Origin of the sequence: Cellulosimicrobium cellulans, assembly GCF_016907755.1 — a bacterium.
Taxonomy (GTDB): Bacteria; Actinomycetota; Actinomycetes; order Actinomycetales; family Cellulomonadaceae; genus Cellulosimicrobium; species Cellulosimicrobium cellulans_D.
The window spans coordinates 890,858-903,105 of sequence record NZ_JAFBCN010000001.1 but is presented as its reverse complement, the minus strand read 5'-3'; the positions used below and the strand labels follow the sequence as shown (position 1 = coordinate 903,105).

The 12,248-nt window shown below is 75.1% G+C and carries 12 protein-coding genes; 6 read left to right on the top strand and 6 right to left on the bottom strand.

Annotation, left to right across the window (positions count from 1 at the left end; translation table 11 throughout):
• Positions 1-135 precede the first annotated feature (135 nt).
• Positions 136-864 (top strand): hypothetical protein, encoded by a 729-nt coding sequence (locus tag JOE63_RS03930; RefSeq protein ID WP_087470834.1) that lies wholly within the window; start codon positions 136-138, stop codon positions 862-864.
• Positions 865-938: 74 nt separating this feature from the next.
• On the opposite strand, the gene JOE63_RS03925 is transcribed toward JOE63_RS03930, so the two are convergent.
• A complete protein-coding gene (locus tag JOE63_RS03925) occupies positions 939-1,244 on the bottom strand; it encodes a GNAT family N-acetyltransferase (RefSeq protein WP_087470833.1) in 306 nt (101 codons plus the stop codon).
• A gap of 181 nt (positions 1,245-1,425) precedes the next feature.
• Between JOE63_RS03925 and JOE63_RS03920 the strand changes: the two genes are divergently transcribed.
• A complete protein-coding gene (locus tag JOE63_RS03920; protein WP_239577121.1) occupies positions 1,426-2,691 on the top strand; it encodes an MFS transporter in 1,266 nt (421 codons plus the stop codon).
• A 111-nt stretch (positions 2,692-2,802) separates the two neighbouring features.
• Here JOE63_RS03920 and JOE63_RS03915 read toward each other — a convergent pair whose 3' ends face one another.
• Complete coding sequence (locus JOE63_RS03915; protein ID WP_204539315.1) at positions 2,803-3,378, bottom strand: helix-turn-helix domain-containing protein; 576 nt, start codon at positions 3,376-3,378, stop codon at positions 2,803-2,805.
• 47 nt (positions 3,379-3,425) lie between these two features.
• Here JOE63_RS03915 and JOE63_RS03910 point away from each other — a divergent pair, with 47 nt between their 5' ends.
• The 4 genes from JOE63_RS03910 to JOE63_RS03895 all read left to right on the top strand — a co-directional run bounded on the left by JOE63_RS03910 (position 3,426) and on the right by JOE63_RS03895 (position 8,552).
• A complete protein-coding gene (locus JOE63_RS03910; RefSeq protein WP_239576613.1) occupies positions 3,426-4,334 on the top strand; it encodes a class I SAM-dependent methyltransferase in 909 nt (302 codons plus the stop codon).
• Between the two features lie 86 nt (positions 4,335-4,420).
• Positions 4,421-5,398 carry an NAD(P)/FAD-dependent oxidoreductase gene (locus tag JOE63_RS03905; protein ID WP_204539312.1) on the top strand — a complete coding sequence of 326 codons (978 nt, stop codon included), beginning with the start codon at positions 4,421-4,423 and terminating at the stop codon, positions 5,396-5,398.
• 204 nt (positions 5,399-5,602) lie between these two features.
• Positions 5,603-7,399 carry a pyruvate dehydrogenase gene (locus JOE63_RS03900; RefSeq protein WP_204539309.1) on the top strand — a complete coding sequence of 599 codons (1,797 nt, stop codon included), beginning with the start codon at positions 5,603-5,605 and terminating at the stop codon, positions 7,397-7,399.
• 73 nt (positions 7,400-7,472) lie between these two features.
• Positions 7,473-8,552, top strand: coding sequence for a phosphotransferase family protein (locus JOE63_RS03895; RefSeq protein ID WP_204539305.1), 1,080 nt, complete (start codon positions 7,473-7,475; stop codon positions 8,550-8,552).
• A gap of 60 nt (positions 8,553-8,612) precedes the next feature.
• On the opposite strand, the gene JOE63_RS03890 is transcribed toward JOE63_RS03895, so the two are convergent.
• The 4 genes from JOE63_RS03890 to JOE63_RS03875 are packed head-to-tail and all read right to left on the bottom strand — an operon-like array spanning position 8,613 to position 12,170.
• Positions 8,613-9,803, bottom strand: coding sequence for an ABC transporter permease (locus JOE63_RS03890; RefSeq protein WP_204539302.1), 1,191 nt, complete (start codon positions 9,801-9,803; stop codon positions 8,613-8,615).
• Positions 9,797-10,531 (bottom strand): ABC transporter ATP-binding protein, encoded by a 735-nt coding sequence (locus JOE63_RS03885; protein WP_204539299.1) that lies wholly within the window; start codon positions 10,529-10,531, stop codon positions 9,797-9,799. Before JOE63_RS03885 ends, JOE63_RS03890 begins: the two co-directional genes overlap by 7 nt.
• On the bottom strand, positions 10,528-11,568 hold the full coding sequence (locus tag JOE63_RS03880) for a peptidoglycan-binding protein (RefSeq protein WP_204539296.1): 1,041 nt from the start codon (positions 11,566-11,568) through the stop codon (positions 10,528-10,530). Before JOE63_RS03880 ends, JOE63_RS03885 begins: the two co-directional genes overlap by 4 nt.
• Positions 11,569-11,600: 32 nt before the next feature.
• Positions 11,601-12,170 carry a hypothetical protein gene (locus JOE63_RS03875; protein WP_204539293.1) on the bottom strand — a complete coding sequence of 190 codons (570 nt, stop codon included), beginning with the start codon at positions 12,168-12,170 and terminating at the stop codon, positions 11,601-11,603.
• Positions 12,171-12,248: the final 78 nt, after the last annotated feature.

Below are 12,248 nucleotides of genomic sequence, written 5' to 3'. Positions count from 1 at the left end.
GGTCCGGCGGCGGCGCAACAGGCGAAGGTCCCGGACGTCCGCGCCGTCTCATGGGCACCGCTCCCCATCGAGGCGGAGGCCGGACAGTGGGTATGGTCCGTGCGGCACCTCTCCCCGAAACACCCGGAGCTCACCATGCGTCCCGTCCGTTCCGCCGCTCGCCTGACCGTCGCCGCCGCGCTCGCGCTCGGTCTCACCGCGTGCACCATCAACGTCGGCGGCGACACGCCCGAGACGCCGACGCCCGAGGAGACCACCTCGGAGGAGACGGCACCGGTCGACGACGCGGAGGAGGTCGACGACGCCGCGGCGGAGGAGACCGGCGCGAGCGGCGAGCAGCCCGACTGGGCGAACCCCGTCACGAACCCGGGCGAGCAGATCTCGACCTTCACCATCGGCGACGTCCGCGTCGACGTCTACCAGGTGGGCGTCACGCAGGCGACGAAGGACGGCCTGTTCGTCGACCCGGAGAACAACCTGCCGATCATCGCCGAGGGCGACGACATCGTCTTCGTCAACTACGTCATCACGAACGAGGGCGCGCCGATCGACCTCGGCTCCAGCCTCGTGAGCATCGACGAGCGCTACGACGACTGGCCCTACATGCAGGGCATGGACACCATCGTCGACGACTCGCTGTACGAGGCGCAGGGCGTGAACGACGACGGCATGGCGCCGGGCGCGTACCGCGAGCCGACGGTCTACACGTTCGGCACCGGCCAGTCCTACTCCTACGCGACGAACTTCCGCTACCAGTCGGGCTCGCCCATCACGTTCGACGGCACGATCGTCCCGGTCGACGCCGAGGGCGAGCTGCTGCACGACGAGCGCATGGAGGGCGAGGGCACGGGCACCATCTCCTGATCCCTCGCGAACCCTCGCGGTTCGCTCACGCACGCGAGCGCCCTGGTCCCTCGGGACCAGGGCGCTCCGTCGTCTCACCGCCGGGTGAGGTCCTCGTACTCGGGGTGGCGCTGGATGTAGGCGCGGATGAACGGGCACAGCGGCACGACGCGCTCCCCGGACGCCCGGACCTGGTCGAGCGCGCCGACGGCGAGCGCGGACCCGACGCCCTGGCCCTCGAACGCGGGGTCGACCTCCGTGTGGGTGAAGATCACCGTCCCGGGCTCGCGGACGTACGCGGCGAACCCGGCGACGACGCCGTCGTCGGTGCGGGCCTCGAAGCGGTCGCCCTCGTCGGTGACGGAGACGGTCGGGGTGCGGGGTGCGGGGCTGTCGGTCATGGCGCCATCGTCGCCGTCGCACGGCCGTCGGACAACCGGCGGGAGACGGTCGTCACGTCTCGCCCCGGGACACGAATTCACTACCGGGCGGACGGCTTCCGGGTGCGACACTGGGACGGTGGTCCAGGATTCCCCGTCGCGCGCTGACGACCCCGAGAACCCCGAGCACCGGCGGGACGACCTGACGACCGACGAGACGACGTCGGACACCTCCGCGGGGGCGGGCAGGACGTCCCGGAACCCCTACCGCGCCGTGCTCACGCTGCCCGGGGCGTGGCGGTTCTCCGCCGCGGCGCTCGTGGCGCGCCTGCCGATGTCGATGGTCGGCATCGGCACGATCCTCATGATCCAGGGCATCTACGGCGAGTACGCCCTCGCCGGGCGCGTGGCGGCGGCGCTCATCATCGCGCAGGCGGTCGTGTCGCCGCAGATCGCGCGGCTCGTGGACCGGACCGGGCAGCGCGTCGTCATGCTGCCGATGCTGGCCGCGTCCGCCATCGGTCTCAGCGGGCTCATCCTGTGCGCGGTGCTACGGGCTCCGGAGTGGACGCTGTACGTGTTCGCGGCGGTCGCAGGGGCGACGCAGGGCTCGTACGGGTCGATGGTCCGCGCCCGGTGGACGCACACCGTGCCCGACGCGCGGCGCCTGCACACCGCCTACTCGCTCGAGTCGGCGCTCGACGAGCTCGTGTTCGTCGTCGGGCCGGTGCTCGCGACGATCCTCGCCACGAGCGTCTCGCCCTCCGCGGGGTTGCTCGTCCCGCTCGTCGCGGCGGTCGTCGGCGGGCTGTGGTTCCTGTCCCAGCGCGCGACGGAACCGCCCGTCGTGGTGCCCGAGCCGGGGGTGAAGCAGCGCTCGGCCATGCGGTCCACCGGCATGATCGTGCTCGCCGTGATCTTCGTGGCGATGGGCATCGTGTTCGGCGCGACCGACGTGTCGACCATCGCGTTCGCCGAGGAGCACGGGCAGAAGGGTGCCGCGGGCATGATCCTCGCGGTGTTCGCGCTGGGCTCGCTCATCTCCGGCCTCGTGTACGGCGCGCGGCACTGGGTGTCACCGCTGTGGCGCCGGTTCGTCATCGGCATCGTCGCGCTCGCCGCGGGCGTCTCGCTGTTCTTCTTCGTCACCTCGCTGCCCGTGCTCGCGGCGGTGATGTTCGTGACCGGCTTCGCCATCGCGCCGACGCTCATCAACGGCAACAACCTCGTCCAGAACCTCGTCGCACCGAACCAGCTCACCGAGGGCCTCGCGTGGGTCGGGACGTCGCTCGGCGTCGGGGTGTCGATCGGGTCGTCCGTCGCCGGGTCGCGCATCGACGCGGCCGGCGCGCACGCCGGGTTCGAGGTCGTCGTCGCGGCGGCCGCGCTCGCCGTCGTGCTCGTGCTCGCTGCCCTCCGGTCGCTGCGCCGCAGCGCCGACCGCGAGGACGTCGCCCCGGCCCACTGACGCAGGCCGGGCTACCGGGGCGCGCCGTCCCGGAGCGGTCGGGTGCCGCCGAACCCGGGGTTCCGCGGCACCCGACCGCTCCGGTGACACGCGATTCCGGGTTCGACGGCGTCAGGTCGGGTCGGTGCCCGAGAGGTGGGCGCGCTCGCCATCCTGGTCGAAGATCGTGAGGATCTCGACCGGGCCGTCGTGCGCGCCGAACGAGTGCGGCACCATCGTCGAGAACTCGGCGGCCTGGCCCTCCTGCACGAGGATCCGCCGGTCGGCGAGGTAGACGACGGCCGTCCCCGACAGGACGGTGAACCACTCGTGCCCCGGGTGGACGCGCTGGTGCTCGGGGCCCACGGCGCGCTCGGGCGTCAGGCGCATCTTCGCCACCATCGTCCCCGCGCGGTCGCGGGACAGCAGCCACGTCGTCTCCCCCGGTCGGCGCTGCGGCTCGGGCCGGATGACGACGTCCTCGTCGTCGACCGGCTCGACGAGCTGGTCGAGCGTCGTCCCGAGCGCGCGGGCGATCGGCACGAGCTGGTCGAGCGCGATGCGCCGGTGCCCGGTCTCGAGACGGCTGAGCGTCGACGGGCTGAGGAAGCACCGCGCCGCGAGCGCGTCGAGCGTCCAGCCGCGCGCGAGGCGCAGCCCCCGGATGCGCTGGCGGACGACGGCGTCGAGGTCGACTTCTTGCGTCATGAGCAAGATCCTATGCCTCACACGCAGAACCGTCCTACCGTGGAGGCATGGACTCCCCCGCACACCACCACGACCACGACCGTCGCCACGCCGCGGGGCACGGCCACGCCGCGGGGCACGGCCACGCCGCCGGGCACGGGCATGCCGCCAGGCACGGGCACGACGCCGACGGGATGGCCGAGCTGCTCGAGCTCGACGCGTCCGTGTTCGGCGGGCTCCTCGACCAGGCCGTCGCGGTCGCGGCCGAGCACGCACCGACCCCGACGCGGGTCGTCGTCGACCTCGGCGCCGGGACCGGCACCGGGACGCGCGCCCTCGCCCGCGCGTTCCCCGACGCGGAGGTCGTCTCCGTGGACGCGGACCCCGCGATGCTCGGACGGCTGCGCGACGGGCTCGCCGGCACCGGGCTCGAGGCACGCGTGCGCACCGTCGAGGCCGACCTCGACGCCGGGTGGCCCGATGTCGGCGGCACCGCCGACGTCGTCTGGGCGTCCGCGTCGCTGCACCACGTCGCCGACCCGGCCCGGGTCCTGCGCGACGCCCACGACGCGCTCGTGCCCGGGGGTCTGCTCGTCGTCGTCGAGATGACGGCGACGTCGCCCGTCCTGCCCGACGACGCGGCGCACGCCGACCTCGCCGCGCACCTCGACAGCGCCGTGGCGCAGGCCGGCTGGAACCGCTACCCCGACTGGACGCCCTACCTCACCGACGCCGGGCTGGAGGTCGTCGACCGGCGCGAGCCGACCGCCGTCGTACCGCCGGGACCGGACGCGTCCCGCTGGGCGCGCGCGACCGCCGCGCGCCAGCGCGAGCACCTCGCCGACCACCTCGACCCCGCCGACCTCGCCGCGCTCGACGCGGTGCTCGTCGCCACCGACGACCCGTCGGCGCACACCGTCGGCGCCCGCGGTGGCCGCATCGTCTGGGCGGCCCGCCGCCCCCACCACCCTCGCTGAGTGCAGGAAGGAGTCGCCACCCACGCCCCTCTTCGCGACTCTTTCCTGCACCCAGCACACCGGACCGTCCCCTGCTGAGGAGAGTCATGACCACGACCGCCACCAGCCACACCTCCCACGACGTCGCGATCGTCGGCGGCGGACCCGCCGGGCTGAGCGCCGCGGTGACGCTCGCGCGGTCGCTGCGCTCCGTCGTCGTGCTCGACGCCGGCGAGCCGCGCAACGCGCCCGCGGAGGGCGCGCACAACCTGCTCGGGCGCGAGGGCGTCCCCCCGCACGAGCTGCTCGCCGCAGGGCGCGCCGAGGCCGAGGGCTACGGCGCCGAGGTCCGCGACGCGCGCGTCGTGCACGCCGCCGGCGACGCCGAGTCCGGCTTCACGCTGACGCTCGACGACGGCGGAGGCGTCCGCGCGCGACGCGTCCTGCTCGCCACCGGTCTCGTCGACGAGCTCCCCGACGTCCCGGGCGTGCGGGAGGGCTGGGGGTCGAGCGTGCTGCACTGCCCGTTCTGCCACGGCTGGGAGGTGCGCGGGCAGCGGATCGCGGTCCTCGCGACCGGCCCCGCCGCGGCGCACCAGGTGCTGCTGTTCCGCCAGCTCACCCCGCACGTCACCCTCTTCCAGCACACCGCGCCCGAGCCCGACGACGCCACGTGGGAGCAGCTCTCGGCGCTCGGCGTGCGCGTGGTCGAGGGCGAGGTCGCACGCCTCGACGTCGACGGCCGGTCGGTGCGGTCGGTCGTCCTCGCGGACGGGACGTCGTTCGCGGTGGACGCGGTCGTCGTCGGGCCGCGGTTCGTCGCGCGCGGCGAGCTGTTCGAACAGCTCGGCGGGGCGCTCGAGGACCACCCCGCCGGCCGGTTCGTGCCCGCCGACCCACGGGGCATGACCGCCGTCCCCGGCGTGTGGGCGGCCGGAAACTCGAGCGACCTCATGGCGCAGGTCGGCGCGTCGGCGGCGGGGGGGGTCATGGCCGGCGCGGGGATCCACGGCGAGCTCGCCGTCGCCGACGCCGCGTCGGCCGTCGCGCGCCGCCGCACCCCGTCGGTGGCGGCCCGCCCCTGACACCGAACCCGGGCTCTCCGTTCACCTCAGCACGCCGAACCCGGGGTTGCGCGTCACCTGGCGCCGCCGGTGACGCGCAACCCCGGGTTCGGCACCGGGCAGGCGCGCGGCGAGGGTGACGCACGAGACGTCGGCTCGCGCTGCGGCCCGCGCGCGCCCGGCGCACGATGGGAGACGACCCCAGCCCAGCCGTGGAGGTACGTCATGCCGTTCGGAATCGGTCGCTCCCCCGTCGACAAGCGCAACCGGACCGTCGCCGACCTGCTCGTCGCGCAGCTCATCGAGGCGGGGGTGCGGCGGATCTACGGCATCGTCGGCGACAGCCTCAACCCCGTGGTCGACGCCGTGCACCGGTCCAACACGGGCGAGAACGCGGGCAAGGGCATCGAGTGGATCCACGTGCGCCACGAGGAGGCGGCGGCGTTCGCGGCGGCCGCCGAGGCCGAGGTCACGGGCAGCCTCGCGGTCTGCGCGGGGTCGTGCGGGCCGGGCAACCTGCACCTCATCAACGGCCTGTACGACGCCAACCGGTCGCGCGTGCCCGTGCTCGCCATCGCGAGCCACATCCCGAGCAAGCAGATCGGCACCGGGTTCTTCCAGGAGACCCACCCGGACCGCCTGTTCACCGAGTGCTCGGTCTACTCGGAGATGATCTCGAGCGCCGACCAGGCGCCGCGGGTCATCAACTCCGCGATCCACCACGCCTACGGCGCGCGCGGCGTCTCGGTCCTCACGCTCCCCGGCGACGTCGCGGACCTCGACGCCCCGGCCGCCGTGCCCGACGTCGCGTGCCGGCCCGCGCCCCCGCGCGTCGTCCCCGACGCGGGCGCCGTCCAGCAGCTCGCCGACGCGATCGGCGCCGCGAAGAAGGTGACGATCTTCGCCGGCGCGGGCGTGCGCGGCGCGCACGACGACGTGATCGCGCTCGCGGACAAGATCGCCGCGCCCGTGGGCCACTCGTTGCGCGGCAAGGAGTTCATCCAGTACGACAACCCGTTCGACGTCGGCATGTCCGGCCTGCTCGGCTACGGCGCCGCGTTCGACGCGATGCACGACTGCGACCTGCTGATCCTGCTCGGCACGGACTTCCCGTACGACCAGTTCCTGCCCGAGTCGGTCCGCACGGCCCAGGTCGACGTCGACCCGACGCACCTCGGCCGCCGCACCCGCCTGGACCTCGCGGTCGTGGGCGACGTCGGCGAGACCGTGCGCGCGCTCCTGCCGCTCGTGAAGAAGGCGCGGTCGCGCAAGTTCCTGGACTCGATGGTGTCCAAGCACGAGAAGGCGATGACGGGCGTCGTCGGCGCGTACACCAAGAAGGTCGAGCGCACGACGCCCATCCACCCCGAGTTCGTCGCCGACACGCTCGACCAGGTCGCCTCCGACGACGCCGTGTTCACCGTCGACACGGGCATGTGCAACGTGTGGGCGGCGCGGTACATCACGCCCAACGGGAGGCGGCGCGTCATCGGGTCGTTCATCCACGGGTCGATGGCGAACGCGCTGCCGCACGCGATCGGCGTCGCGGCCTCGCAGCCGGACCGCCAGGTCGTCGCGATGGCCGGGGACGGCGGGCTCTCGATGCTGCTCGGCGAGCTCGTGACGCTCAAGCACTACGACCTGCCGGTCAAGGTCGTCCTCTTCGACAACGCGAGCCTCGGCATGGTGCGCCTCGAGATGCTCGTCGACGGCCTGCCGATGTTCGGCACCGAGTCGCCGCACGTCGACTACGCCGCGGTCGCGAACGCGATCGGCATCCCGGCGGTGCGGGTCGAGAAGCCGAAGGACCTGCGCCGCGCGCTCCAGGACGCCCTGCACCGCCCCGGGCCCGCGCTCGTGGACGTCGTCACGGACCCCCGCGCGCTCTCGATCCCGCCGAACATCACCGCGGGCCAGGTCCGCGGGTTCGCGGTCGCGATGAGCAAGGAGGTCCTCGGCGGCGGCATGGGCGAGGTCGTGTCGATGGCGCGCGCGAACCTGCGCAACGTCCCGCGCCCGTAGCGGGGAACGTCTCGGAAGGGCGCGGGCCGGAGGGCCCTCGCCCTGCCCGACGGCGCGCGGCTAGGCTCGCGCGGTGCTCACCAAGACGTCGGTCACCCACGACCAGCTCGCCGCGATCGTGGCCCCGCTCGGCGAGGCCGTGCGGGCCGAGGCCCTGAGCGGCGGGATGTTCGCCAGCGTGTTCGCGGTGGACCTGGCCCCGCGCCCGGACGGGGGCGGGCCCGACGGCGTCCCGGCGCGCGTCGTCGTCAAGGTCACCGGGGCGGACACGACGCGCCTGCTGCGCTACGAGCACGGGATCCTCACCACGGAGGACGCCGCCTACCGGGCCGCGCACGCGGCCGGGCTGCCCGTCCCGCGCGTGCTGCACACCGACCTCACGCGCGCGCACGTGGACGGCGACGCGCTCGTCGTCACGTTCCTCGACGGCGCCCTGTGGAGCGGGCGTGAGCTCGACGCCGCGGCGACCGCCGTCGTGCGCCGGGGGCTCGGGTCGTTCATGGCCAGTCTGCACGGGATCACGGGCGACCGGTTCGGGTACCCCGCAAGCGCGTCGGACCTCACCGCGGCGACCTGGCCCGACGCGTTCGCGCGCATGGTCGGGGCCGTGCTCGACGACGCGCGCCGCTGGGGCGTGGAGCTCCCCGAGACCCGCGTGCTCGACGCCGTCGCGCGCCACCGCGACCTGCTCGCCCGGGTGACGGTCCCCCGGCTCGTGCACGCGGACCTCTGGCCCGGGAACGTGCTGCTCGGGCGCGCCGACGACGGTCCGGGGAGCGCCGAGCACGCCGACGACCTCACGATCGTCGGGGTGCTCGACGCGGAGCGGTCGCTGTGGGGCGACCCGCTCTTCGAGCTCGCGGGCGCGGACCAGCTCGGCGTCGGGGCCGTCGACCCCGACCTCCTCGCGGGCTACGCCGCGGCCGGCAGAGCTCCCGGCCTGGAGCCTGGCCCGGAGCTGGGCCTGGGCGACGGGACGCCCGGGGCGGGCGACGCGGACGCCTGGGCGCGACTGAGCCTGTACCGGGCGTATCTCGCGTGCCTGCTCGTGGTCGAGGTCGTGCCGCGCGCCTACGAGGGCGAGTGGGTCGAGGGCTACGCCGCGACCGCGCGGGCGAACCTCGGCCGGATGCTCGACGCGCTGGGAGCCTGAGCCGCGCCCGGCGTGCTCGCCGCCGTCGGAGGACGACGGCGAGCACTCGGGGCACCCCGGTCACGGCGTCGCGAGCGCCTCGGTGGGAGCGAGCCGCGCCGCACGGACGGCCGGGTAGAGGCCCGCCGCGGCACCGATCGCGACCGTCGCGCCCACGCCCCCGAGCGCGACGACGAGCGGCACCGCGACGGGCCAGCCCTGCGAGCCCGCATACCCGGCGGTGATGACGTAGCCGATCGCGACGCCCGCCGCACCGCCGAGCGCCGAGAGCACGAGCGACTCGACGAGGAACTGGCCCCGGACCTGCCCCCGGGTGGCACCCAGGGCGCGCCGCAGACCGATCTCCGCCCGGCGCTCCAGCACCGAGATCACCATCGTGTTCGCGACGCCGATCCCGCCGACCAGCAGCGCGACGGCCCCGAGCCCGAGCAGCAGGCCCGTGAACGTGCGGTCCGTCGCCTCCTGGGCGGCGAGCGCGTCGGACGGGCGCGAGACGTCCACCTCGTTCGGCGCCGCCGGGTTGGCGGTCTGCCCGAGCACGGCCCGCACCTGCTCGACCGCGGCCTCGTGGGTCCGGGTGTAGATGCGCGTCGGCCTCCCGTCCCAGTCGAGGTACGTGGCGGCCGCGTCGCGCCCGACGAGGACGGCGAGGTCCATCTCGGGGGCGAGCGGCACGGGGTCGAGGATCCCGACGACCGTGAACCACCGGTCGCCGACCCACACCGGGACGTCGGAGCGCGGCTCGGTGATGCCCAGCCGCTCCGCGGTCTTGTGGCCCAGGACGACGGCGGGGAACCGTCCCGTGGCCTCGGTCAGCCAGGAGCCGTCGCGCACCCGGCCGCCGACGGTGTCGAGGAGGTCGAGGTCCGCGGCGTACACGCCGATGCCCCCGGACTCCCCCTCGGGCACGAGGTCGCTCCGGTACGCGTGGGCGTCGAGCCGCCCCACCGAGGTCGCGGAGAGCACCGGCCCGATGCGGCGCACCATGTCGACCGACTCCTCGGGCAGGGTCGCGTCCTCGCCGAACAGGGTCTGACCGGGAGCGACGGTGAGCAGGTTCGTGCCCAGCGCCTCCAGGGTCCGGTCCAGCTCGGCGCGCGACGACGTGGAGATGCCGACGACCGCGACCATCGCGGCGATCCCGATCGCGATGCCCAGCGCCGACAGCACCGCGCGCAGAGGCCGTGTGCGCAGACCCGTGGCGCCGACGCGCAGCAGGTCCGCGGGCCGCAGCCGCGCCGGCCTCAGCACGCCGCCTCCCCGCCCGCCGAGGCGGCGGCGAGCGGCACGGGACCGCCGGGGCCGGCGTCGTCCACCACGCCGCCGTCGCGCATGACCACCTGCCGGGGCAGCGACGCGGCGAGCTCCCGGTCGTGCGTGATGACGAGGACCGTCGTGCCGTCGCGGTGCAGGCCGCGCAGCACGTCCATCACGCCCCGTCCCGACGCCGTGTCGAGCGCGCCGGTCGGCTCGTCCGCGAGCAGCAGCGGGGGCTCCCCGACGACCGCCCGCGCGATGGCGACGCGCTGCTTCTCCCCGCCCGACAGCTCGTGGGGGCGGTGGTCGAGCCGGTGCGCGAGGCCGACCCGCTCCAGCGCCTCGCCCGCGCGACGGCGGCGCTCGCGCCGCGCGACCCCGCGGTACAGGAGCCCGTCGGCGACGTTGTCGAGCGCCGAGACGCCCGCCGCGAGGTGGAACTGCTGGAACACGAAGCCGATCCGGCTCGCGCGCAGCGCCGACAGCTCGCGGTCGGTGAGGTCGGCGACGAGGAAGCCGTCGACCAGCACGCGGCCGGAGGTCGGGCGGTCGAGCGTGCCGATGACGTTGAGCATCGTCGACTTGCCCGACCCCGACGGGCCCACGATGGCCGCGAGCTCGCCGCGGGCGACGTCGAGGTGCACGTCGTGGAGCGCGGTGACCCCGCCGGGATAGGTCCGGGACACGTCGTGGAGCGTGACGACGGGCGAGTCGTCCCTCATGACGGCACCACGACGACGTCGCCCTCGGCGAGGTCACCCGTGACCTCGACGCGACCGTCCGCGAACATGCCCGTCTCGACGGCGACGACCCGGCCGGGCCCCGCCGCCCCCTCGTCCACGACCTCGACGCCGTACCCGCCCTCGGCGAGCGCGAGGAGGGCCGCCACCGGGACGGTCAGCACGTCGGCGCGCTCCGCCGACACGAGCTCGACCTTCACCGGGCCGTCCTCGGCGGCCTCGGCGCCGTCGGCCAGCACCACGGTGACCGGGACCGTCGTCGTCTCGGCGCCGGGTCCGCCGTTCGGGTCGTCGCTGGTCTCCGGCGGGCCGACGGCGGTGATCGTCCCGTCCGTCGTCGTCCCGTCGGGCAGGCGCACCGAGACCGCGGCGCCCTCGACCGCGAGCCGCCGCCGGTCGAGGTCCAGGTCCACGACGACGGACCGCTCCGTCCCGGTCGTGGCCACGAGCTCGGGCCCGGCGGGCGCACCGAGCGGCACCTCGTGCTCCGCGACCCGGAGCGGGCCGGGCTGGACGAGGACGAGGTCCGGGCCGACCCGGCCCGTCCGCTCGACCCCCAGGTCCTTCTGCCACTGCCGTACGGCGGCGCTCGTCCGGTCCGTGAAGCGGTCGTCCTCGGTGAACCCGCCGTAGCCGAGGGCGGCGAGGTTCGCCTCGAGCTGGCGCACGTCCTCGCCCCGCGACCCCAGCCCGAGGTCGCGGTACATCGGCAGGTCGCCCACGAGCAGGACGACGGGCCGCTCGTCGACGCGGAAGAGCGGCTCGCCCCGCCCGACGACGGCGCCCACCTCGGGGAGCCACGTGACCGTCCCGCCGCCCTGGGTGCCGTGCACGGCGGTCTCGCCGTAGCCGAGCGTGCCCTTCTCGCTCGTCCGCTCGACGAGGGTCTCGCGCGTGACGGTCGCGGTCTCGCGCGCGGCCGTCGCGCCGGGGTCGTCCGGCTCGGTGCCACGGCCCGGCCCCCAGAGCGCGAACGCCGACGCCGCGAGCAGCGCCACGGCGGTGGCGCTCCCGGCCACGACGGTCCGCCGCGCCCGGCCGCCCGGCCGCCTCACTCGTCGGTCCCGAGCATCGGCGCCGCCTCGTCGCACGCCTCGATCGCGGCCTGGAACTCCTCGTCGCCCGCGGGCATCGCCGGCATCGCGACGGCGCCGCCGTCGGGGTCGGGGTCGGGCATGTCGATGCCGTGCTCGCGCATGCACTGGGCGTACGCGCGCATCGCCTCGAGGTCCTCGGGGCTCATCTCCACCGGCTCGCCGCCGTTCGGCAGGAACTCCTTGCACGCCTCGAACGCGGCGTCGATGTCGGCGGGGTCGGTGCCGTCGCCGCCGAGCGTGACGGCCATCCCGCCGCCCTCGGTGTCCGGGTCGGGCATGTCGACGCCGTTGTCCCGCATGCACGCGGCGAACTCGAGCGCGAGCTCGTCGTCGTCGAGGTCCGCCGCCGCGTCGTCGCCGCCCCCCGGGGCGCCGGTCGTCTCCTCGTCCTGGGCGGCGCCCGCGCCGTCGGCGCTCGCGACGCCGGGGCCGTCGTCGGCGGTGCCGCACGCCGCGAGGGCGAGCAGGGGGACCAGAGCGAGCAGGGTGCGTGCCGCTCCGGCCGGTCGGGTGCGTGCAGTCATGGTGACTCCTGTCCTGGGAGGTGCGGGGGACGCGTCCCAGGACATCCGGAGCGCCGTGAGGCAGCCGTGAGCGCGGGA

Coding starts and splice junctions, on each gene's coding strand:
- JOE63_RS03910 (WP_239576613.1), top strand. CDS start 3,426: ATGGACTCCCCCGCACACCACCACGACCACGACCGTCGCCACGCCGCG.
- JOE63_RS03885 (WP_204539299.1), bottom strand. CDS start 10,531: ATGAGGGACGACTCGCCCGTCGTCACGCTCCACGACGTGTCCCGGACC.
- JOE63_RS03925 (WP_087470833.1), bottom strand. CDS start 1,244: ATGACCGACAGCCCCGCACCCCGCACCCCGACCGTCTCCGTCACCGAC.
- JOE63_RS03875 (WP_204539293.1), bottom strand. CDS start 12,170: ATGACTGCACGCACCCGACCGGCCGGAGCGGCACGCACCCTGCTCGCT.
- JOE63_RS03915 (WP_204539315.1), bottom strand. CDS start 3,378: ATGACGCAAGAAGTCGACCTCGACGCCGTCGTCCGCCAGCGCATCCGG.
- JOE63_RS03900 (WP_204539309.1), top strand. CDS start 5,603: ATGCCGTTCGGAATCGGTCGCTCCCCCGTCGACAAGCGCAACCGGACC.
- JOE63_RS03930 (WP_087470834.1), top strand. CDS start 136: ATGCGTCCCGTCCGTTCCGCCGCTCGCCTGACCGTCGCCGCCGCGCTC.
- JOE63_RS03905 (WP_204539312.1), top strand. CDS start 4,421: ATGACCACGACCGCCACCAGCCACACCTCCCACGACGTCGCGATCGTC.